This is a genomic window from Leucobacter luti (genome assembly GCF_050310065.1).
Lineage (GTDB): Bacteria > Actinomycetota > Actinomycetes > Actinomycetales > Microbacteriaceae > Leucobacter > Leucobacter luti_B.
On sequence record NZ_CP190007.1, the window covers coordinates 2368387 to 2391197 of the forward strand.

The 22811-nt window shown below is 71.0% G+C and carries 16 protein-coding genes; 12 read left to right on the top strand and 4 right to left on the bottom strand.

What is annotated here, in order from left to right:
- Positions 1-171: 171 nt before the first annotated feature.
- From ACOPJ3_RS10835 to ACOPJ3_RS10845, 3 genes are read right to left on the bottom strand one after another with little or no spacing between them, the layout of a single operon-like run.
- Entirely contained in the window at positions 172-2784 is a 2613-nt protein-coding gene (locus ACOPJ3_RS10835) for a DEAD/DEAH box helicase (protein WP_427869175.1), read from the bottom strand.
- A complete protein-coding gene (locus ACOPJ3_RS10840; RefSeq protein ID WP_427869176.1) occupies positions 2781-5927 on the bottom strand; it encodes an AAA family ATPase in 3147 nt (1048 codons plus the stop codon). The genes ACOPJ3_RS10835 and ACOPJ3_RS10840 overlap by 4 nt, the downstream gene beginning before the upstream one ends.
- Positions 5927-7117: an exonuclease SbcCD subunit D gene (locus tag ACOPJ3_RS10845; RefSeq protein ID WP_427869177.1), complete on the bottom strand. Its 1191-nt coding sequence runs from the start codon at positions 7115-7117 to the stop codon at positions 5927-5929. The genes ACOPJ3_RS10840 and ACOPJ3_RS10845 overlap by 1 nt, the downstream gene beginning before the upstream one ends.
- A gap of 144 nt (positions 7118-7261) precedes the next feature.
- On the opposite strand from ACOPJ3_RS10845, the gene ACOPJ3_RS10850 reads away from it, so the two are divergent.
- From ACOPJ3_RS10850 to ACOPJ3_RS10865, 4 genes are all read left to right on the top strand, one after another.
- Complete coding sequence (locus tag ACOPJ3_RS10850) at positions 7262-8341, top strand: NADH:flavin oxidoreductase/NADH oxidase (RefSeq protein ID WP_427869178.1); 1080 nt, start codon at positions 7262-7264, stop codon at positions 8339-8341.
- A gap of 46 nt (positions 8342-8387) precedes the next feature.
- Positions 8388-9605, top strand: coding sequence for a winged helix DNA-binding domain-containing protein (locus ACOPJ3_RS10855; RefSeq protein ID WP_427869179.1), 1218 nt, complete (start codon positions 8388-8390; stop codon positions 9603-9605).
- 69 nt (positions 9606-9674) lie between these two features.
- Positions 9675-11402 (top strand): cation:proton antiporter, encoded by a 1728-nt coding sequence (locus tag ACOPJ3_RS10860; protein WP_427869180.1) that lies wholly within the window; start codon positions 9675-9677, stop codon positions 11400-11402.
- Between the two features lie 181 nt (positions 11403-11583).
- Positions 11584-14130, top strand: a complete 2547-nt coding sequence (locus tag ACOPJ3_RS10865) for a hypothetical protein (protein WP_427869181.1) — start codon at positions 11584-11586, stop codon at positions 14128-14130.
- Positions 14131-14220: 90 nt separating this feature from the next.
- Here ACOPJ3_RS10865 and ACOPJ3_RS10870 read toward each other — a convergent pair whose 3' ends face one another.
- Positions 14221-14709 carry an Lrp/AsnC family transcriptional regulator gene (locus tag ACOPJ3_RS10870; protein WP_427869182.1) on the bottom strand — a complete coding sequence of 163 codons (489 nt, stop codon included), beginning with the start codon at positions 14707-14709 and terminating at the stop codon, positions 14221-14223.
- 191 nt (positions 14710-14900) lie between these two features.
- Here ACOPJ3_RS10870 and ald point away from each other — a divergent pair, with 191 nt between their 5' ends.
- The 8 genes from ald (at position 14901) to ACOPJ3_RS10910 (ending at position 22501) form a co-directional block, all read left to right on the top strand.
- Positions 14901-16028, top strand: coding sequence for an alanine dehydrogenase (gene ald, locus ACOPJ3_RS10875; protein ID WP_427869183.1), 1128 nt, complete (start codon positions 14901-14903; stop codon positions 16026-16028).
- Positions 16029-16062: 34 nt separating this feature from the next.
- Positions 16063-16521 (top strand): hypothetical protein, encoded by a 459-nt coding sequence (locus tag ACOPJ3_RS10880; protein ID WP_427869184.1) that lies wholly within the window; start codon positions 16063-16065, stop codon positions 16519-16521.
- 211 nt (positions 16522-16732) lie between these two features.
- The gene (locus ACOPJ3_RS10885; protein ID WP_427871222.1) at positions 16733-17377 is read left to right on the top strand and encodes a helix-turn-helix domain-containing protein; all 645 of its coding nucleotides are present in this window, start codon (positions 16733-16735) and stop codon (positions 17375-17377) included.
- 71 nt (positions 17378-17448) lie between these two features.
- On the top strand, positions 17449-18570 hold the full coding sequence (locus ACOPJ3_RS10890; RefSeq protein WP_427869185.1) for an ABC transporter substrate-binding protein: 1122 nt from the start codon (positions 17449-17451) through the stop codon (positions 18568-18570).
- A 15-nt stretch (positions 18571-18585) separates the two neighbouring features.
- Positions 18586-19467, top strand: a complete 882-nt coding sequence (locus ACOPJ3_RS10895; protein ID WP_427869186.1) for an ABC transporter permease — start codon at positions 18586-18588, stop codon at positions 19465-19467.
- Positions 19467-20264 (top strand): ABC transporter permease, encoded by a 798-nt coding sequence (locus tag ACOPJ3_RS10900; protein WP_427869187.1) that lies wholly within the window; start codon positions 19467-19469, stop codon positions 20262-20264. The genes ACOPJ3_RS10895 and ACOPJ3_RS10900 overlap by 1 nt, the downstream gene beginning before the upstream one ends.
- Positions 20257-21267 (top strand): ABC transporter ATP-binding protein, encoded by a 1011-nt coding sequence (locus ACOPJ3_RS10905; protein WP_427869188.1) that lies wholly within the window; start codon positions 20257-20259, stop codon positions 21265-21267. The genes ACOPJ3_RS10900 and ACOPJ3_RS10905 overlap by 8 nt, the downstream gene beginning before the upstream one ends.
- A gap of 46 nt (positions 21268-21313) precedes the next feature.
- The gene (locus ACOPJ3_RS10910; protein WP_427869189.1) at positions 21314-22501 is read left to right on the top strand and encodes an NAD(P)/FAD-dependent oxidoreductase; all 1188 of its coding nucleotides are present in this window, start codon (positions 21314-21316) and stop codon (positions 22499-22501) included.
- The last annotated feature ends 310 nt before the right edge of the window (positions 22502-22811 follow it).

Below are 22811 nucleotides of genomic sequence, written 5' to 3' on the forward strand. Positions count from 1 at the left end.
GGGCGCGGCGCCCCGCGCGGCACCAACAGGACGCGGCCGCACAGCGGCCGCCCTTCCCCTCAGGCTGAGGCTGGGCGAACTGCGCTCGCTCCGCAAACTGCGCTCGCTCGCAACGTTTCAGGCCGAAACAGCAGAACGAGCGCAGAACTCGGAGCGAGGGCGCCGCCCCCCCTACCCCTCGAACGGGCCCACGCGGGAGACGCGCACCGCGGGCTCGCCCTCCGCCTCCGACTCGGCGAGGTCGATCGTGCCCTCGATGGCCCAGTCGCGGTCGCCCTCTGGGTCGAGGAGCACCTGTCGGAAGCGCCACTCGCCCGCGGCGAGGGCGTCGGGGCCGCGGTCGAGTTCGAGGAGGGCTGCGGCGCGGGCGTCGGCGTCGATGCGGATCTCGTCGTACTCGGTGAAGTAGCCGGCGAGGGCGTCTCGCCAACACTGCTCGGAGAAACCGTGCGAGCCGTCGAGTTCGGCGAGCACGTCGTACTGCTCGAGCGCCGCCGCCTGCACCCTGCGGAAGAGCGCGTTGCGAAGCATGACGAGGAAGGCGCGCTCGTTCGCGAGCACCGAGCGGGCCGTCTGTGGCGGTGCGATGGCGCCAGCGCCGCCCGCGGCGACCTCGGACGCGCGGTGCGCCTCCGGATCCGGGTGCGCGAGCTCCTCCCACTCGTCGATAAGGCTCGAGTCGACCTGGCGGACGAGCTCGCCGAGCCAGTCGATGAGTTCCTCGAGCTCGGGGCTCTTTGCCTGCTCGGGCACGGTGCGCTCGATCGCGCGGAATGCGTCAGAGAGGTAGCGGAGCACGCCGCCCTCTGAGCGGCCGAGCTGGTAGAAGGACACGATATCGCGGAACCCGAAGGCGCGCTCGATCATGTCACGCACGACCGACTTCGGTTTGAGCTGGTAGTCGCGAGCCCACGGCACCTCCTTCGCGTACTCGTGGAAGGCCTCGTCGAGGAGTTCTTTGAGCGGCTGCGGGTGGGTGACCTCCTCGAGGAGTTCCATGCGCTCTTCGTACTCGATCCCCTCGGCCTTCATCGCGGCGACAGCCTCACCGCGGGCCTTGTGCTCCTGCGCCCGGAGGATCGCCCTCGGGTCCTCGAGCGTGGCCTCGATGATCGAGATGACGTCGAGCGGGTAGGCGGGTGATTCGGGATCCAGCAGCTCGATCGCCGCGAGCGCGAAGGGCGAGAGTGGCTGGTTGAGCGCGAAGTTGGCCTGCAGCTCGACCGTGAGGCGGAGGAGGCGCTGGCCGCTCGCGTCCTCGTGCACCTCGACGATCCCGCCGCGGCGGAGCGTGCGGAAGATCTCGATCGCGGTGCGGGCGTGCGCGAACTGCTGTGCGCGGGGTTCGTGGCTGTCGAACACGAGCGTGCGCATCGTCTCGAGTGCCTCACCCTCGCGCACCTCGCCTCGCCCGATCACGCCCAGCACCATCGCGTGCGTGACGCGCATGCGGCTGACCAGGGGTTCCGGCTGGGAGGCGACGAGCTTCTCAAGCGTCGATTCGCTCCAGGCGACGAAGCCCTGCGGCGGCGCCTTCTTCTTGACCGGTTTCGCCTTCTTGCCGCCCTTGCCGTCGGCGGCGCGGGCCGCGGCCTTCGCGACGGCCTTCGCGTTCTCGATCTCGTGCTCGGGCGCGAGCGCGACGACGTCGCCCTCGGTGTCGTAGCCTGCGCGGCCGGCGCGGCCGGCGATCTGGTGGAACTCGCGCGCCGAGAGCCGGCGCATCTTCTCGCCGTCGAACTTCGTGAGCGCCGTGATCACGACCGTCCGGATGGGGACGTTGATGCCGACGCCGAGCGTGTCCGTGCCGCAGATCACCCGCAGGAGCCCGCGCTGGGCGAGCTGCTCGACGAGCCTGCGGTACCTCGGGAGCATGCCGGCGTGGTGCACGCCGATGCCGGCGCGCACGAGCCTGGAGAGCGTCTGCCCGAAGCCTGTGGAGAAGCGGAATTCCCCGATCGCATCAGCGATCTCGTCACGCCCGGCACGGTCGACGATGCGGATGCTCGCGAGCGCCTGCGCCTGCTCGACCGCGTGCGACTGGTTGAAGTGCACGAGGTAGGCGGGCGTCTCCCGGTCCTCGAGCAGCTGCTCGACGACCTCGTGCGCCGGGGCGACGGCGTAGGAGAACTCGAGCGGCACTGGCCGCTCGACGCCCGTCACGAGCGCGGTGTCCCGGCCGGTGCGCCGGCTCAGGTCTTCTGCGAGCTCGGTGACGTCGCCGAGAGTCGCCGACATCAAGAGGAACTGCGCATCGCGCATGAGGAGCAGCGGTACCTGCCAGGCCCAGCCGCGCTCGGGCTCGGCGTAGAAGTGGAACTCGTCCATCACGACCTGTGTGATCTCCCCCGCCTCCCGATCCCGGATCGCGAGGTTCGCGAGGATCTCCGCCGTGCAGCACAGGATCGGCGCGTCCGGGTTGATCGAGGTGTCCCCCGTCACCATCCCGACGTTGTCGGCCCCGAACACGTCGACGAGGTCGAAGAATTTCTCGCTCACGAGCGCCTTGATGGGCGCCGTGTAGACGGTGCGGCGCTCCTCGGCGAGCGCGATGAAGTGCGCGCCCATCGCGACGAGCGACTTGCCCGTTCCCGTGGGCGTCGCGAGGATCACGTTGCTCCCGAGCGCGAGGCCGAGCACCGCTTCCTCCTGAGCCGGGTAGAGTCGCAGGCCCTTCTCCTCCCAGACCCACTCCTCGAACGCGGCGAAGACCTCGTCGGCCTCGGGCACGGTGCCCGGCTCGGCCGCGTCCTCGAGCTCGTCGAGTACCCGGTTCAGGCTCATGTTTCCTCCGTCTCCGCTTGCGCGGTGGTCTGCTCTGCCCGCGCTTCCGAGGCGTCCTGCTCCGCCAGTTCGATGACCCCGTCGCCTCGGAGCGAGCTCACGCCGCGGTCGTCCACGACGACCTCGAGCTGCGCGGGGAGCCGCTCACGCAACTCGGCGACGTGGCTGATCAGCGCGACCGTGCGGCCGCCCTCTCGCAGGGTGTCGAGTGTTGCGAGCGCCTGGTCGAGCGCGTCGGGATCCAGCGTTCCGAATCCCTCGTCGATGAACAGCGTATCGAGTCTGATCCCTCCGGACTCGGCGGTGACCACATCGGCCAGCCCGAGCGCGAGGGCGAGCGACGCGAGGAACGTCTCGCCGCCGGAGAGAGAATCGGTCGTGCGCTCGCGCCCCGTGTACTCGTCGAGCACGGAGAGTCCGAGCCCGGACTGGCGCCCGCGGCTGCGGAGCCCGTCGTCGTGCTGCAGCAGGTATCGGCCCCCGACCATGCGGCCCAGGCGCTCGTTCGCTGCCGCGACGATCGCCTCGAGCCGCGCCGCGAGCACGAAGGCCTCGAGCCGCATGCGTCGCGTGTTCGGCTCCTTACCCTGCACGGCGTCGGCGAGTCGCCGCAACCGCATGAGTTCCGCCGATCCCTCTGCGGCGCCGGCGATCTCTGCGTCAATGCGGGCGAGCTGGGATCGGCGCGCATCGGCCCGCTCCCGGGCGGTCGCCTCCGCAGCGGAGGCGGCGACCGCCGCGGCGCGAGCCTCGGCGAGCACCGCCTCTCGCGACGCAACGTCCGCCGGCTGCTCGGGAAGTCCTGCGAGCTCCGGATCCTCCAGCACCCCGGCGTTCCGCAGCACGGCGGCGGAGTGCTCCTCAACCTCCCGGCCCAGCCGCTCGCGCTCGTCCGCGGGGAGCGCAGCCGCCCGCGCGGCATCGGCGGTCTCGAAGCCGCTCGCGGCGAGGGCTTCCCCGAGTACCGCCTCCGCTTCTCGCGCTGACTCGACCGCCGCCTCGGCGGCGAGCGCCGCGGCCAAGGCTGTTTCGAGCGCGGTGTGCCGACGGCTTGTCGCGGCGAACCGCTCGGCCACGGTGCCGTAGCCGCCGCGGTCTCGCGCGAGCTGTTCCTCAGACTCCGCGATGAGGCGGCCGTTGGTCTCGGCGGCCTGCTCGAGCCGCGCGAGCGACTCTCGCGCGGCGGCGAGCTTCGCGGTGGCCTCCCGCTGGTCCCGCTCGAGCTGTTCGAGTCGGGATCGCGCCTGCACCGACTCGTGGCCCGCCCGTTCGGCCTCAGCGAGCGCCTGCAGGGCGCGCTCGAGCTCGGCGTTCGCGGCACTCGCATTGCGCGAGCCGGCCGCCGCGCGGTTGGCCGCGAGCTCGGTGTCGAGCGACCGCTCGGCCGCACGGGCCCGTTCGAGTCGCGCCTGGGCGGCGGCGCTCGCCGACTCCGCAGCGGCGATCTCGTCCTCCCCCACGGGGTCTTCGCGCTCGGCCGGCGCCGGGTGCTCGCGGGACCCGCACACCGGGCAGGCGGACTCCGGCTCGAGCGATTCGGCGAGCTCGCCGGCCATTCCGCTGAGGCGGCGGGCGAGCAGCTCGCTCACCGCTGTGGCCGCGCGGGCCGCCCTCGCGGCCTCCTCGGCAGAGACCTCCCGCGCGCGTTCAAGCTCGGGTGCGAGGGATTCGGCGCGCCTCGCCGCCTCGGCCGCCGCGGTTGCACGCTCGACGGCGGCAGCGCGCTCGACCCGCGCCTCCGCGACGACGGCGGCGCGGCGCGCCGCCTCTCCCGCGTCTGCCACCTGGGCGGGAAGCTCGGCGGTTCGCGCCCCGGCCTGGTCCGACGCTTGCACGGCACGCTCGCGTTCCGCGGCGATCTGCGCTGCCTCGGCCACCAGCTCCGCGTGCCGTGACTCCCGCGCACGCGCCTCCCCGAGGACCGCGAGCAGTGCTCCAGCGTCATCCCGCGCGGAGCGCAGCCCGAGCCACTCACGCGACTCGCCGGGGGCGAAGCCCGCGCCTTGAGCCGGCTCCTCCCCCGCCGTCGCATCGGGGGTGAGCTCTGCAGCTGCCGCAAGCGCCTCGCCCAGCGCGCGATCCGCGGCGGCTCGGCGTTCGCCGGCCCGTTCGGCCCGTTCGAGCGGGCGCTGCACCGCGGCGGCGCGTTCTGCGAGCGAGAGTGTGCGACGCACCTCCGCCATCTCGGGATCCCGCGCCTCAAGTCGCACAGACAGCTCCCTCGCCGCCGCGAGGCGCGCCTGCCGCTCGGCGAGCGAGCGGATCGCCCCGAGCTGCTGCTGCGCCTCCTCGCGCTCAGCCTCGCGTTCGGTGGCGCATGCGGTGAGCTCCATGACCCGCTGCTCAAGTCGGGAGACGGCGGCCGCAACCTCGTCTCGCCTGGCCGCTTGCGTGCGAGCACCGGATCCGCCGTCGGGCTCGGCGTCGCCGTCTGCGTCAGCCTCGGATCCGGGCTCCGACTCGGAATCGCCCGCTGCCTCGGCCTCGGCCTGGTCGAGCAGGGCGACGATGCGCGCGTCGCGCAGCTCGGCCGCCTCCGACAGCGACCTGCGCCGCTCGGCGAGCAGACGCTCGACCTCGGCGAAGTGCTGGGTGCGGAACAGCGTGCGCAGCGTCGCCTGCCGCTCCTGGTCGCCCGCGCGCAGGAAGCGCTGGAAGCCGCCCTGCGCGAGGAGCACGACCTGCAGGAACTGCTCGTGGCTGAGCCCGAGCACGGGCGCGAGCTCCGCCGCGACGTCGACGGGCCGCGAGGCCATGCCCCGCCAGTCGCCGGCCGCCTCATCCCAGCGCCAGAGCTCAGCCTCCTGCTTCTGCGTGGTCGTGCCCTCGCCCCGCTTCTTCGGCCGCTCCCACTCGGGCGAGCGCTCGACGCGGAAACGCTCGCCCGCCATCTCGAACTCGAGGGTGACCCGCGCGCCGCGGTCCGCGGGCAGGTGGTCGCTGCGCACTCGCCCGACCTGGCCGTCGTAGCGCGGCACCGAGCCGTAGAGCGCGAAGCTCACCGCGTCGAGGATGCTCGACTTGCCGGCGCCTGTGCGGCCGGTGATGAGCAGGATGCCGCCCTCGGCCGCGCGCTCGAAATCGAGACGTTGCCGATCGCGGAAGGGGCCGAAGCCCTCAAGCTCGAGCGTCAGGATCCGCATCAGCTGTTCCCCCCTGATACCTTTTCGCGCGCTTCGACGAGCACCTGCGCAAGCAGACCGCGCTCGCCCTCGTCGAGCCCCTCGCCACCGCGCACGTGCTTGAGAAACTCGTCGACGACCTCGGTGTCACCGCGCTGCGCGACGCGCGACGCGTAGCTGCGCGCATGCTCAGGCCGCACGCCCTCCGGCGCGAACTCGATGCGCGCGCAGAACGGGAAGCGCTCCCGCAGCCGGCGCATCGCGTCGATGGGCCGCACCGCGTCGGTGAGGGTCGCCTCCACCCAGTCGCCGGCGTGACGGGCGTACTCCTCGCCCTCCAGCAGCTCGTCGATCGTGCCGCGCAGGCGCGCGAGCGGCCGCGGGATCGGGAGGCTGACCCACTCGACACGCTCGAGGCCTGCTGCCCCCAGCTCGACGAGCCAGGCGCCGCGCGGGCGCCCCGCCTCGCCGAAGGAGAAGTGCACGGGCGCCCCGCTGTAGCGCACGCTGGACGACAGCTCGCTGCGGCCGTGCAGGTGCCCGAGCGCCACGTAGTCCGGCCCGGCGAACACCTCGGCCGGCACCAGGTCGAGCCCGCCCGAGGTCAGATCCCACACGAGATCGGCCCCGGCTGCGAGGGGATCCTGATCCGGATCCGGATTCTTGAGATTCGCCGCGAAGCAGTGGGAGAGCGCGATGCTGCGATTGCCCCGCTCGGCCCGCAGCGCGTCCACCTCCCCCGTCACCCGCGTGAGCAGCTCGCCGTGCTCGCGGATGCGCTCGCCCGGGAAGAGGTCGCGCTGCAGCATGGGCTCGAGGTACGGGATCCCGTACACGTCGATCGCCCCGTGTTCGTCGCTCAGCCCGAGCGGGTGTCTGAATGACTCGGGCCCCGTGAGCACGTGCACGCCGCCGAGCGCCGCCCACTCGGCCTGGAAGCCGAGCCGGATCGCGTTGTCGTGGTTGCCGCTGATCATGACGACGATCGCCCCGGCGTCGCGGATGCCGCGGATCGCCTCGGCGAGCACCGTATACAGCTCGGCGGCCGGGGCCGCGTGGTCGAACACATCGCCAGCGACGAGCACCGCGTCGACCCCGTGCTCGCGGACGATCCCGGGAATCGCGCCGAGCACCGTGCGCAGCTGCGGCAGCGTTGAATGGCCGTGGAAGCTCCGGCCCAGGTGCCAATCCGAGGTGTGGAGGAGGCGCATCGGGCTCCCTTCGTGAGTGCGTGAGGATACTGCGGGTGCGCCGGGCCGGGCGAGCGGCGCCGGCCGGTTTCGGGCTACGGAAACAGACTGTCACAGACCACCGACATTCACGGCGGCGCGGGGCGAGCGCCATACACTCGGTGCATGGCCGATCCCCTGCTCTTCCGCCCGATTCGACTGCGTGACCTGGAGATCCGAAACCGCCTCTGGGTCGCCCCGATGTGCCAATACTCGGTGACCGAGCGCGACGGGATCCCGCGCGACTGGCATCTGCAGCACATCGGCGGGCTCGCGCGCGGCGGGGCCGGCCTCGTGGTCGTCGAGGCGACGGCGGTCGTGCCGGAGGGCCGGATCTCGCCCCAGGATCTCGGGATCTGGGGCGACGAGCACGTCCCCGCCTTCGCGCGCCTCGCCAAGGTCGCGCACGCGCACGGCGCGCTGATCGGGATCCAGCTCGCGCACGCGGGGCGGAAGGCGTCGACACATCCGAGCCTGCCCGGCGCCGGCACGGGATCCGTCGCCCCAGACGACGGGGGCTGGCAGACCGTCGCTCCCTCGGCGATCCCGTTCCCGGGTCTCGCGACCCCGCGGGCGCTCGAAACCGCGGAGATTCTCCAGCTCATCGAGGACTTCCGCGCCGCGGCGCGGCGCGCAGTCGCCGCGGGCTTCGACGTGCTCGAGGTGCACGCGGCCCACGGCTACCTCCTGCACGAGTTCCTCTCGCCCCTCTCAAACCTCCGCGAGGACGAGTGGGGAGGCCCGCTTGCCGGCCGGGCGCGGCTCGTGCGCGAGATCGTGCGCGCGCTCCGGGCGGATCATCCGGACACCCCGATCGCGGTGCGGATCTCGGCCTCCGAGTGGGTCGAGGGCGGCTTCGAGGCGGCGGAGGCGCGCGAGCTCGCGGACTGGCTCGCGGCGGACGGCGCCGACCTCATCGATGTCTCGTCCGGCGGCAATATTGCGGACGCACCAATCCCCGTCGGCCCCTCCTATCAGGTGCCGCTCGCCGCTCAGCTGCGTGGCCCGCTGCCGGTCGGAGCGGTCGGGCTCATCACCTCAGCACCCCAGGCCGAGGGGATCCTCGCGACGGGGCAGGCCGACGTGGTCTCGCTCGGCAGGCCGCTCCTCGCGAATCCTCACCTGCCAATCGCGTGGGCGCATGAGCTGCGGGCGACTGACGCCGCCGCGCTCGTTCCGCCGCAATACGCCCGGGCCAGGTTCTGACCGGGGACTTCGCAACAATGTCAGTGGTCCCACTTACACTGACCCCATGACCGGCACCCTCACCCCAGACGAGCTCCTCAGGCTGCGCATGCGCGCCCTCGGGGTCGGCCGGGCGGCCGCGCAGTCAGGGTCGGGAGAACACGACAACACGGGCGCCGCGGTCGCGGCGACGGCCGCGCGCATGCTCGCGGTGCAGGGGCAGGATTGGCGTTCCGCGCGCTGGGCGCTCGGGGCGCGCACGCCGGGGGCGACGGTCGAGGACGTGCACGCCGCATTCCAGTCGGGGCGCATCGTGCGCTCGTGGCCCATGCGCGGCACGATCCACGTCGTCGCCGCCGAGGACATCGGTTGGCTGCAGGCCGCGACGAACCACCGGGTGCTCGCGGGGGCGCCGAAGCGCCGCGCCCACCTCGGCATCGACGACGCGACGCTCGACCGGCTCGTCGACGTCTCGATGGCCGTGATCAGGGCCGGATCGGAAGCTGGCGCCGGATCGGAAGCTGGCGCCGGATCCGTGCGCGGCGTCGGCCGGGACGCACTGTCGGCCGCGTGGACCGAGGCGGGAATCGAGTGGCAGAGCAGCTGGCGCTACCACGTGATCTGGTGGTTGTGCCAGAACGGTCTCGCGACCTTCGGCCCGGTGCGCGAGGGCGGCGAGCCGTTGCTCGTGGACGCTGCGACCTGGATCCCCCACCCGCGACGGCTTACCGGGGACGAGGCGCTCGCCGAGCTCGCCGCGCGCTACGCCGGGGCGCGCGGGCCGGTGCGGGACAAGGACCTCGCCTGGTGGTCCGGGCTCACCTCCGCGGAGGCACAGCGCGGGATCGTGGCCGCGCACGAGCAGGGCAGGCTCGCCCCCGTCCGTCTCGCTGGGGAGAGCGGCAAGGCGGGCGAGCTGTGGGCCGCGCCGGAGGCACTCGCGGAGGGCGGCGCTCCGGGAGAGGCGCGCGACGTTGCTGAGCCGGCCGAGTGGCTCCTCCTCCCCGCATTCGACGAACACCTGCTCGGGTACACGATCCGGGACGCGCAGCTGGCCCCCGAGCACTTCGAGCGCATCGTGCCCGGGCGCAACGGCATGTTCCTTGCGACCGTGGTTCGCGACGGACGGGTGGTCGGCACCTGGAGGCGCGGGGCGCGAACGGCCGCTGGTATCGAGGTCAGCCCGTTCCCCGGGGAGCGGATCACCGCGCAGCAGCTCAGGCGAGAGGCCGCGCGCTGGGCGGAGTTTCACGGACGCGAAGAGCCGCAAGTGATGATCACCTAAGCCGAGAATACGCGCAGATGGGGGCTCTTTTTCGCGGAACCAACCCGGGCAGGTGGGAACATTATGGGCATGGAATTCGGTCTCGTCGCGGTGGTCGCCGTCGTCATCCTCGTCGGCACCTCGATCCTCGGCGGTCGCATCGGAGTCGCGGCGCCGCTCCTCCTCGTCGTCGTCGGGATCGGACTCGGCTATCTGCCTTTCGTTCCGCTCGTGGAGATCGATCCGGAGATCATCCTGCTCGTCGTGCTCCCGCCGCTCCTGTATGCCGCGGCCGTGAACGTGCCGCTCGTCGACTTCAGACGAAACTTCAGGCCGGTGGTCGGGCTCTCCGTCGTCCTCGTCGTGCTCTCGGCGGTCGTCATCGGCTTCATCACCCATCTCCTTGTGCCCGCGCTTCCGCTGCCTGCGGCGATCGCGCTCGGGGCCGTGATCAGCCCAACCGACGCCGTGGCCGCAACATCAATCGGCAAGCGGCTCGGCATGCCCGAGCGGGTCGTCTCGATCCTGGAGGGCGAGAGCCTCGTCAACGACGCGACCTCCCTCGTGCTCCTCAAGACCGCGGTCGCGGCCGTCTCAGGCAGCTTCGTGTTCTGGAATGCTGCAGGCAGCTTCGCCTTCTCCGTCACGGTCGCGGTGATCGTCGGCGCGCTCGTGGGCTTCGCCACCGTCTGGATCCGCTCCCACCTGCAAAACCCGGTCTACGACACGATGATTTCCTTCGTGGTGCCGTTCATCGCCTTCATCCCGGTGGAGGAGGTTGGCGCCTCGGGCGTGCTCGCTGTCGTCGTGACGGGGCTCTACACGGGGCACCACGCGTCGCGCCGCTTCAGCGCCTCCGCGCGCATGAACGAGCGGCTCAACTGGCGGACCGTGCAGTTCGTGCTCGAAAACGGGGTCTTCCTCGTCATGGGCCTGCAGCTGCACGCGCTCGTCGAACAGGTCGGCGAGAGCCCCTTCCGGCTCGGACACGTCGGGCTGCTCTCGCTCGCACTCGTCGTGCTCCTCATCCTGTGTCGCACGGGTTTCGTCGCCCCGCTCGTCCTGGTCATGCGCAACCTCGCTCGCCGCACCGAGGCGAAGAGCAATGGGTTCTCGCGCGTAGCTGAGCGATTCCGGCAGAAATCCGACGTCGACACGCGAAAGCTGCGCAAGGTCGAGCTCCTGGAGCAGAGAACGCGAGCCGATTTCGAGCACGAACGCGACCAGCAGCTCGGCTGGCGAGACGGCGCCGTGCTCTCCTGGAGCGGGATGCGCGGCGTGGTCACCCTCGCGGCCGCGCAGTCGATCCCGGTGAGCGTGCCCTACCGCGCTCAGATCGTGCTCGTCGCGTTCACCGTCGCCGTGCTCACGCTCCTCCTGCACGGCCTCACGCTGCCGCCGCTCATCCGAAAGCTCTGGCCTGGCGGCACCGCCACGGGAGACCGTGTGGGCGAACTCACCTCCCTGACCGGGGACCTCTACGAGGCCGCGAACAACGCCATCGACGACGCGGTCGCGGCCGACGAGGGCAAGCGGAACGCGCTCTCCGAGCAGACGATCGCGAGGGCCCGCGCGAGCGCCCGCAACTCGCTCGCCCCCATCGCGCTCGCCCTGCCCGCAACGGGCCCGATCGATGTGCAGTCCTCCGAAACCCCGGCTCAGGCCTACCTGCGCCTCGCCAGGATCGCGCTCGAGGCCCAGCGGACCGCGCTCCTGGAGGAGCGCGCGATCGGCCGCTACAGCTCCTCAGCGCTCCGCACCGCTGAACTCGCCCTCGACGCTCACGAGACCCGGCTCCACCCTCCCTCAAAGCACTAGCGGGCCGATCCACCCGGAATTTGACGGTCCGAACGCCCTGGGCGCCCGAGGCCTTCGGCACTCAGCTTTCGCAACACCTGTCGCTTTTGCCAGACTAGGCGCGCATGCATCACTCTGCATCGCCTTACCAACATCAGATGTTCTGGATCCACTCCGGCATCTCCTCACAAGGGAGCCGCTCTTGCACCGCTTGCTCACGCGCGCCCTGGCCACCGCCAGCGGCTGCGCGCTCATCGCACTACCCCTCGTCACCGCCGCGCCCGCTGTCGGCGCGGAGCCCGACGGACCGGCCATCGAACTGGGCCTCAACGACATTTACCAGGAGGCCACCTCGCTCGGCGGCTCCTGCTCCTTCTTCTCAGCGGGGAAGTCACATGACTTCACCGCCCAGCTGGGCGACGTGGAGATCGTGAAGGGCACCGCGGACGGCGGACGCCAGCGAGCCACCCGCGCAAACATCTGCACGCCCGTCACCGCCGGATCGATCGAGCAGCGTGCCGTCTTCTCGGACGGCGCAGGCCACCTCGACCCGGCCACGGGCGAGGGAACGCTCCGCTGGTCCGGATCCTTCACCGCGAACGCCTACGGCGGAGGCGTGCCCTGGTGGATCGAGGATCCCGAGCTCACCGTGAGCGCAGACGGCGCGGGCGACCTGACCGCGACCGTCGGCGGGCGAGGCGCGTCGATGGCGAACCCGACCGACACGCACGATATCGCCCCGCGCCGCGTCACGCTCGCCCGCTTCGCGGAGGTCAACCTCCGCGACGGCCGCCTCGTCGCCACCCCCGACTTCGCCGGCGTCGACTACTTCCCGCTCGCACAGGCGGGCGACCGCGAGAGCGGCCGCGCCCCCGACTCGGCGATCCCCGCAGCGGCGAAGCGCGCCCCGGGCTGGGGATCCTGGCCCGAGTCCCTCGTCGACTTCCACTACGAGTCCGGGCTCTCGAGCTACTGGCACACGAGCGGCAGCATGAGCGACGAGAAGAAGCGGCCGCTCCCGATCGTGGTCACGCTCGGCGAGCGCGCCGCCGTCGGAACGCAGCCCGTCATCACGGCGAACCCGAGCACCACGACACCGTCGCCGTTCCTCGAGGGCGACGACGTGACGTTCACGGCCGCGGCCGAGGACGCCGACTCGCTGCGCTGGGAGTCGGCGGAGAGCGCCGACGGCCCGTGGACCGCGATCCCCGGCGCGACGGGTGACACGCTCACGATCCCGGCGATCGAGAAGTCCTGGAACGGCCGCCTCGTCCGCCTCGTGGCGGAGAACGCCGCGGGCAGCACCGCCTCCTCCGCCGCCCCGATCCGGACGGTCACCCCGGCGGATCTCAGGATCCTGGCACAGCCGCGGGCGCTCGCCGGGATCGCCGGGTCGCGCGCCGAGATCGTGCTCAGGGCCGACGGCACGCCGCGCCCCGAGGGGCTGACCGTCGAGCGTCGCGCCTCCGCGGGCGGCGCCTGGGAGGAGCTCCCGGGCACCGAGGTCACGAGCACGGGCGACGAGTTCCGCGTGCTCCTTCCCGCCGCGGACCAGGCCCTCTCGGGCGAGCAGCTCCGCGTCGTGGTGCGGAACTCGCGCGGCGCGGCGGTCAGCTCGGAGCCGATCGCCTACTCCGTCGTCCCCGCGACAGGAAAACCCCAGGTCGTGGTGAGCCCGTCCGAGCCGATCGACCCTGATGGCCCCGTCACGCTTACGGTCGTGGGCGCCGGCTTCGCGGTGCCGGCCCCGGACGCGCTCGGAAGCTCGTCGATCGCCATCGGCGTCTTCTACGACGAGGACTGGCAGCCCGGCGAGGAGGGCTACCAGGGATGGATCGCCACCTCGCCCGACAGCGAGTGGGGCCAGCTCGACTACGCCACCCTCACGGCCTCGGGCGGCGCGTTCACCGCGACGATCGAGCTCAAGGCGGGCGCGCTCGCGGCCGACTCCAACCACGGCGTCGCGACCTTCATCAAGAAGCAGTCGCTCGGCTGGGACACGAGCTTCGAGGAGCGCGGAGCCGACACGTTCACGCGCATCCCTCTGCTCGCCCCGGAAGAGGATCCCGCGCCGCTCGGGCCCGTGAAGCTCGACGACGAGTCGTCGGGCGCCGTCTCGGCGGCCCTCGCGGGCGTCGCACTCGAGCTGACGCTCCCCCGCGAGTACCCGGGCACGAACGTGTTCCTCTCGACCGGCGACGGGCAGCCCCTCGGCTGGCACCGCGTGGACGGCGAGCACCGCGTCAGCGCCCAGCTCCCGGCGACGCCCCAGGCAGGGCCGGCTCTCGTCACCGCCCAGAGCGTCGACGGCGAGCTGCGCGGCTGGGCCACCTACGACGCGCCGGCGCCCACTCCCGCGCCGACTCCAGAGCCGGACCCCGAGGCGACCCCGGATCCCGAGCCCACGGCGATCCCGGATCCCGAGCCCACCGCGGTCGTGGATCCCGAGCCCACGGCGGCCCCGGATCCCGAGCCCGCCGCCGTCCCGGATCCCGAGCCCGCCGCCGGTCCCGCGCCGCTGCCGAGCCCGGCACCGGCACCGGCAGCCGCGCCGAAGCGCGAGCTCTCGGACGCCCCCGCGCCCGCGGGCGACGACCCGGCGAAGCTCGCGACTACGGGCGGGAGCGGCCTCGAGTCCGCGTTCGGTGCGGCGGGCGCCGCTGCGGCCGCACTCGGCGCGGCCGGCATCGTGCTCGCTGCCCGCTCGCGGCGACGCAGCGAGGAGAGAGCCTCGGCCGCGAGCGACTGAGCTGGGGCACCCGAAACACCGAGCGGGGGCGCGACCGGATGACACCGATCGCGCCCCCGCTCTGCTGCCCGCCGGGCCAGGCGGCTGAGGCTACTCCCCGCGCACCGGGTTCTGGTGGTGGCTGAAGACGATGCTCGTGCGCGTCGACGAGACGGCGGGGTGCGCCGAGAGGTGCTCCATGACGAAGTCGCGCACGTGGTCGGAGTCGCGCGCGGCGAGGTGGATGATGAAGTCCTCGACGCCGCCGAGGAAGAAGAGCTGCATGACCTCGGGGAGGGAGCGCAGCTCGTCGCTCATCTCCGCGATGCGCTGGCGGGCCCCGGATCTCACCGTGACGCTCACGAGCACCTCGAGGCCCAACCCCATCGCACGGGGGTCGACGCTCGCGGTGAAGCCGGTGATGACCTTCCGCGAGACGAGCCCGCGCACGCGCGCGATGCACGTCGAGGCGGCCACACCGACGCGCTCTGCGAGCTCGGCGTTGGTGATCCGCCCGTTCGCCTGTAGCTCTTCGACGATTCTGCGATCCACGTCGTCGAGTTCGGCGTCGGGGCGCAGATTCTTCGATCCGTCGGGCATCGGGTCCGCCTCTCTGTCACCGTCGCGGAATACGGACAATGAATTCCGAAGAGAATTCATCATTTCGCAACTGATTACGAATATACTGCACTATTAGTAGGTTCCTCCGCAGCGACGACGCGAGCCAGCGCCATGCGCCGACGGTTGGTCCCCTCTTCACCACCCCATTCGCAGATTCCATGGAGCACACAATGCGCGTCGGTATTCCTACCGAGATCAAGAACAACGAGAACCGCGTCGCCATCACGCAGGCTGGCGTCTTCGAGCTGGCCCGCCGCGGCCACGAGGTCCTGGTGCAGGCCGGCGCTGGCGTCGGCTCGGCGATCACCGACGCCGAGTACGTCGCTGCGGGCGCCAAGATCGTCGAGGGCGCGGACCAGATCTGGGCCGAGTCGGACATGATCCTCAAGGTCAAGGAGCCGATCCCTTCGGAGTACGCGAAGATGCGCAAGGGCCAGGTGCTCTTCACCTACCTGCACCTCGCGGCTGACAAGGCGCTCACCGAGGCCGTGCTCGAGTCGGGCACCACCGCCATCGCCTACGAGACGGTGCAGCTGCCGACGCGCGCACTGCCCCTCCTCGCCCCGATGTCCGAGGTCGCCGGCCGCCTCTCGGTCCAGGTCGGCGCGTACTCGCTCATGAAGGCCAACGGCGGCCGCGGAGTGCTGCTCGGCGGCGTGACCGCGACCCGTCGCGGCAAGGTCGTCGTCATCGGCGGCGGCGCAGCGGGCGAGCAGGCCGCGCGCATCGCCTACGGCATGGGCGCTGAGGTCACGGTCATCGACATCTTCATCCCCCGCCTCAAGCAGCTCGAGGACGAGTTCAACGGTCGCATCCAGACCCGCACCTCGAACGCGCACAACATCACCGAGGCGCTCAAGGAAGCCGATCTCGTCATCGGTTCGGTCCTGATCCCGGGCGAGAAGGCGCCGAAGCTCGTGACCGACGAGATGGTCGCGCAGATGAAGCCGGGCTCGGTGCTCGTCGACATCGCGATCGACCAGGGCGGCTGCTTCGAGAACTCGCGCCCGACCACGCACGACGATCCCACCTTCCCGGTGCACAACTCGATCTACTACTGCGTCGCGAACATGCCGGGCGCCGTCCCCGAGACGTCGACCGCCGCGCTCACGAACGCCACCCTCCCCTACGTCGTCGCACTCGCCGACAAGGGCTGGGCGAAGGCGCTCAACGACGATGCTGCGCTGGCGAAGGGCCTCAACGCCCACGACGGCGTCGTGACCTTCAAGGGTGTCGCTGACGCGTTCCCCGAGCTGGCCTACCAGCCGCTCGAGGACGTCCTCGCAGCCAACGCGTAAGCTCGCACCGGCCGAGCGGACTACGCTGGATCCCATGGATCTGAAGTTCACTTTCGGAGGGGCGTCGCCTGACCACTCACACGGTCACGGCGACGCCCCTTCGGGCATTCCGCTGCCCTTCTCAACGACGCCGAGCTCCGCGAGCGGTGAACTGCTCGTGGTCGCGCGACTCTCGGGCGAGACCCTCGTCGCCGAGGCGCTCTCGGGCGACGGCGTGAGCTACGCACACGCCGAGATCGAGGCCGCCGCAGGGGGTCAGGATCCGGACCCCGCGGCGCTCGCCCGCGCCGCGAAGTCCGCGATCTCGCGCGCCGTTGCGGAGCTCGAGGGTCCGCTCGCCGACGCGATCACGGCGCTCACCCTCGACCTCGGTGGCGCGGAGGCCGCCGTCGCGGAGGAGCTCGGGCTCGATCCCTCGGTCCCCGTCGTCGATGCGGCGCTCCAGCGCCGGATCGGGATCAACGCCGGCACGAAGGTGCGACTCGGGGGCTGATCGCCCGCCACGCACGCCGCCCACAACGCCCAGGCCGGGATCTCGCGCACGCGCGGGGTTCCGGCCTTTCACGTCTGGCTTCCTCAGTCCGCCCATTGCGGGGAAGGTCCCAACTGGCGCAATTCGAAACTACACGTTACTATCGCTCATACTGAACACTTCCGTTCAGTACTCTGAATGACGGTGTTCAGGAAGGTGATGCCCCGTGACGATGCAGTCTCATGCCAGCGGTGTCAACGTGCTCCCCGCCCCTCCTGAGGCGACGCAGCCCCAGAACGAGCTCGGCCGCCGCGTCGCTGAAATCCGCAAGGCGAGGGGCATGAGCCTTCGCTCACTGGCGACCGCCGCAGGGGTTAGCTCCAGCTTCCTCAGCCAGCTCGAGAACGGTCGGACCAACGCGAGCGTCTCCTCCCTCCGCAAGGTCGCCGCGGCACTCGGCCTCACTCCCGCGCAGCTCCTCGACGACGGGATCACGCACACCGCCGGCGTGCTGCGCGCCGCGGACCGGCCCACGATCCCGCTCGACGGCGGAGAGAAGTTCGTCCTCTCGCTGCCGCCGCTGCGCCAGCTCGAGGTCTACGCAGGCACGTTCCTGCCTGGCGCGACGACCGGCCCCGATCCCTACGTGCACGGCTCGTCGCAGGAGATGTTCGTCGTCACCTCCGGCAGCGTGCTCCTCGAGCTCGACGGCACCGACTACTCAATGCACAAGGGCGACTCGATCGAATACCTGAGCAGCGTGCCTCACCGCGTCATGAACCCGTACTCGACCTCCGCGGAGGTGCTGTGGATCAACAGCCCGCCCACCCCAGACGAGGTATCCGCCGACGGCTCCGCGGGATCACACACCATCTGATCGCGAGCCCCCCGGCCCGCGACCTTCACCGACCACAACACTCACTCCATCCGGTATCAAAGGAGACTCTGATGAAGAACACCACACCCCTCAAGCGCAGGATCACGACGTCGCTCGCGATCGTCGCGGCTGGCGGCCTGCTCGCCGGCTGCACGGCGGGCGGCCCCGTCGAGGTCGACCTCGGCGACGGTCCCGCCAAGGCTGGCGAGGTGAAGAAGGACGCGCTGAACGGCGTCACCCTCACCTTCTCGTCCTGGGGCGGCATCTACCAGGATGCGCAGATCGCGTCCCTCAAGCCCTTCGAGAAGGACTCGGGCGCCAAGGTCCTGTCCGACGGCCCGACCGAGTACTCGAAGATCAAGGCCCAGGTCGACAACAATGCCGTGACCTGGGATGTTGTTGACACCGACATCATCTGGGCCGACATGCAGTGCGGCAAGGACGGCCTGCTCATGGATCTCGACACGAAGATCGTCGACACCTCGAAGATCCCCAACCAGGACATGGTTGGCGACTGCTACGTTCCCGCGATGCAGTACGGCTACGTCATCATGTACAACGAGGAGGCCTACCCCGAGGCTCCGACCGGCTGGGCAGACTTCTTCGACACCCAGAAGTTCCCGGGCAAGCGCGCGATCGCCGGATTCGAGGACGTGGGCCCCGGCGTCTACGAGGGCGCCCTGCTCGCCGACGGCGTGAAGCCGGACGAGCTCTACCCGCTCGACATGGATCGCGTGTACAAGAAGCTCGACACGATCCGCGACAGCCTCATCTACTGGAAGACCGGCGCTGAGTCGCAGCAGATGGTGGAGTCGGGCGAGGCCGACATGGTGCTGCTGTGGTCGGGCCGCGGCTTCGGCGCGGTCGAGAACGGCGCGAAGTACAAGCCGATCTGGAACCAGTCACTCGTGATCGCGGACGCCCTCGCGGTGCCGAAGAACGCGAAGAACCCGGACGCATCGATGGCCCTCATCAACTACTACCTCGGCGCGAAGTCGCAGGAGGTCATGGCCGTCGACAGCTCCTACTCCCCCGTCAACACCGACGCGAAGCCCGCATTCAGCGACCTCGCGAAGGAGTACGACACCGCAGACCCGGCGATCGCCGAGCAGATGGTGCAGACGGATCAGCGCTGGTGGGCCGAGAACTACGACGCCGAGCTCGAGCGCTGGATGACCTGGATGCAGGGCTAAGCCAGAGGGCTCCCCATGACCACCACCAACATCCCGATCGGGCGCGCGGACCGCAGGTCTTCGCGCGCCCGATCGCGGGCATTGCTGCTCCTGCTGCCGGCATACGCCCTCCTGATCGGGGTATTCGCTTACCCCCTCCTCGAGAGCGTGTGGCGCAGCTTCTCCGATCCCGAACCGGGACTCGGCAACTACGAGTGGGCGCTGTCGAATCAGAACAACCTCGAGGTCATCGGCAGGACGTTCATGAACGCCCTGCTCGCGATGCTCATCTGCCTCGCGCTCGCCTACCCGTACGCCTACCTCATGACGATCGTCGGCAAGCGCGCCCGCGTCGTGCTCGTCGTCATCGCCCTGATCCCGTTCTGGACCTCCCTCATGATCCGCACCTTTGCCTGGATCGTGCTGCTGCAGGACTCCGGCGTCGTGAATTCGCTGCTCGGGCTCATCGGCATCGGGCCGTTGCAGCTCATCCGCACGAACACGGGTGTGCTCATCGGGCTCAGCCAGGTGCTCATGCCATTCATGGTGCTGCCACTCTACGCGGTGATGAGCGGGATCGACCACCGGCTCGTGACCGCGGCGCGCTCCCTCGGCGCGCGCCCGTCCGCGGCGTTCTTCAAGGTGTTCGTGCCGCTCTCGCTCCCCGGCGTGGCCGCGGGCGGGCTGCTCGTCTTCATCCAGGCGCTCGGCTTCTACGTCACCCCCGCACTGCTCGGATCCCCGTCCGACAGCATGCTCGCGCAGGCGATCTACGCCCAGGTCAGCGGCCTCTTGCAGTGGGGCCGCGGCGGCGCGCTCGGCGTGATCCTGCTCGTGTGCACGCTCATCGTGCTCGGCTTGATCGGCCTCGTCTCGAAGTTCGGTGCCAAGCGCGGCATGGCAGTGAAGGTGTTCTGATGCTGAAGGTCAAACCCGCAACGCGCGTCGTCCTCTGGGTCGTCGCGGCTATTGTCTCCATCTGGCTCGTGGCGCCCACGCTCGTCGTGATCCCGCTGAGCTTCACCGACAAGGCGTCGCTCGTGTTCCCGCCGACGGGCTGGTCGCTCCGCTGGTACGAGTCGTTCTTCTCGAACCCGCAGTGGACTGGCGCGCTCTGGAACTCGTTCCTGATCGGCATTTTGGTGGCGCTTGTCGCGACCGTGCTCGGCCTGCTCGCGGCCATGGGGCTCCGCAATCTCGTGAACAAGAAGCTCGCCGGCGCGCTCACCGTGGGGCTGCTCGCCCCGATGGTCGTGCCCGGGATCGTGCTCGCGATCGGCACCTACGCCGTGTTCCTGAAGCTCGGCCTGCTCGGCACGCTCGTCGGCTTCGTCGCGGCGCACACCGTGCTCGCCCTGCCGTTCACGGTCGTCGCGATCACCGCCGGTTTCGCGAACTTCGACGAGCGGCTCGAGCTCGCCTCGCAGAGTCTCGGCGCCTCGCCCGTGAAGACGTTCTTCAAGGTGACGCTGCCGAACATCGTCCCCGGCATGGTCTCGGGCGCGCTCTTCGCATTCGTCACCTCGTTCGACGAGGTCATGGTCTCGCTCTTCATCAAGAGCCCGTACCTCCAGACGCTCCCGGTGCTCATGTACTCGAGCGTGACCCGCGACACCGACCCGACGCTCGCGGCAGCCGCGACCGTCATCCTGATCCTCACCACGGCCATCGTCATCGGTGCGCTCGTGTTCACCGGAAGGAAGCAACGTGCCTGAGAATACGCGCGGCGCAGAGATCCGCCTCGATGGCGTCTCGAAGCACTACCCCAAGTCGATCGCACTCGACGACGTCAGCCTGCACGTGCGGGCCGGCGAGTTCATGACCTTCCTCGGGCCGTCCGGATCCGGGAAGACCACGACCCTCAACCTCATCGCGGGCTTCACCGAGCTCACGACGGGCAGCGTCTACATCGACGGCAAGCAGATGGACTCGGTCCCCGTGCACAAGCGCGAGCTCGGGATCGTGTTCCAGCACTACGCCCTATTCCCGCACCTCTCGGTGTTCGACAACGTGGCGTTTCCGCTCGCGGAACGCCGGGTCGGCAAGGCCGAAACGAAGGAGCGCGTGCACGCGGCCCTCGAGACCGCGGGCCTGAAGGGCTACGAGGATCGGTTCCCGAAGGAGCTCTCCGGCGGCCAGCAGCAGCGCGTCGCCCTCGCCCGCGCGCTCGTCTTCGAGCCGCGCGTGCTGCTCCTCGACGAGCCGCTCGGCGCGCTCGACAAGAAGCTCCGCGAGCAGCTCCAGCTCGAGCTGCGCCGCGTCCACCGCGAGGTCGGCCGCACCTTCGTGTTCGTGACGCACGATCAGGAGGAGGCGCTCACGCTGTCCGACCGGATCGCGGTCTTCAGCACGGGTCGAATCGAGCAGGTCGGCACCGCGAAGGAACTCTACGAGAACCCCGCGTCGCGCTTCGTGGCCGAGTTCATCGGCGAGTCGACCGTGATCGAGAACGAGGACGGCAAGACCGTCACGATCGTGCGCCCCGAACGCGGCGAGCTCGTCCGCGACGCGGTCCAGACCGGACCTGGTCGCCCCGCGATCCCCGTGACCGTGCGCCAGGCGATCTACCTGGGCTCGGGCTGGAAGTTCGAAATCGTCCTCCCCGACGGCACCGTCGGCGTCGTGCGCGGCGAGCGTCAGCTCGACTGGCTCGAGGGCGACACTGGCTCGGCGATCCTGACCTGGGATCCGGAGCTCGCGCCCGTGCTCCCGGCATAGCACCCAGCCCGGCCCGTTCGATCTACGCATCATCAGGAGAAACATCATGACGGAGAGCACCGGGCACGCGGGCCGCGTCGTCGTCGTCGGCGCGGGAGCCTGGGGGCTCCCCGCCGCTCTGCGGCTGCAGGATCGCGGCTTCGCCGTGACGCTCGTCGAGCGCTTCGAGCCGGGCGGGCCGCTCGCGTCGAGCGGCGGCAGCTCCCGGCTGTGGCGGCTCGCCGACACGGTCGTGTGGCGCGCCCGCGCCATGCTCGAGACGCTGCGCGCGATGGAGCGGTTGAGCGAGCGGCTCGGCGAGCCGGTCTTCCGCCGCACGGGGCTCGTGTGGCGCGACGACCTCTCGCTCCCCGCCGTCGCGGCGGCGCTCGAGTCGATCGGCCAGCCCGTCGAGCGACTGGCGGCCGACCGCGTGGGCGAGCGCTTCCCCGGGCTCCGGCCCGACGGGCGCGACGCCCTCTACGTCGAGCAGGCCGGCGTCGTGCACGCCGACCGGCTGCTCGCCCGATCCCTCGCCGCGTTTCTCGCGGCCGGGGGCGAGTTCCGGCCGCAGACCCGCGTGGTCGGGATCGACCCGGGCGACGCTCTCGCCCGCGTGCTGCTCGAGGGCGGCGAGGCACTCGAGGCCGAGCAGGTGCTCCTCGCCGCCGGCCCCGGCACCCGCGAGCTCCTGCCGGGGCTCGGGATCGAACTCCCGCTCAAGCCGTACATTGAGCAGGTCGTGTACCTCGGGGATCCCGGGGCCGAGCCGCCAGCGCCCGATCTCCCCGGGCTCGTCGACTGCCCGATCGGGGACTCCCCCGGGATCTACGCGATGCCGAACGAGGGCCGCGGCTACAAGGTCGGCCTCGACCAGCCGCTGCGCGCCCTCGCCGGCGGCACCCTCGGCGACGACCTCGAACGCGACGAGCGCCCCGAGCGCACGGAGGCGATCCGGGCCCGGATCGAACGGGACCTGACGGCCGTTCCCCCTCACGTGCTCGCGACCCAGGTCTGCACCTGGACCGACTCGGGCGACGGCGACTTCATCGTCGGGCGCGTCGCCCCGACCGTGACGCTCGCCTGCGGCGACTCGGGTGAGGGCTTCAAGTACGCGGCGTTCATGGGCGAGTACCTCTCGGACCTCGTGGCGGGAGGCTCGGGTGATCCGGAGTTCCAGCACTACTGGGACCCCGCGCGCTTCGGCGGCGCGTCCGATCCGCGCGAGCACTTCGACGCGATCGGGCGGCACTAGGGCCGCGCGGGTGCTTGCGCCTCGGGGGCCCTCTGGCCGCGCGGGCGCTTGCGCCTCGGGGGCACTCTGGCCGCGCGGGCACGCGGGCATTAGGGCCCCCGCACGCTCGTCGAGTCGGCCTTTGAGCCCCATTCGCGGCATCGAGTCGGCCGGAAGGCCCCAATCAGGCGCGCGAATGGGGCCCTCCGGCCGACTCGGCGCCGGGGAGGTTCGCCCGGGTGCGCTCGGCCCGGGTGCGCTCGGCCCGGGCGCTCGGCCCGGGTGCGCTCGGCCCGGGCGCTCGGCCCAGGCGCGCTCGGCCCGGGCGCGC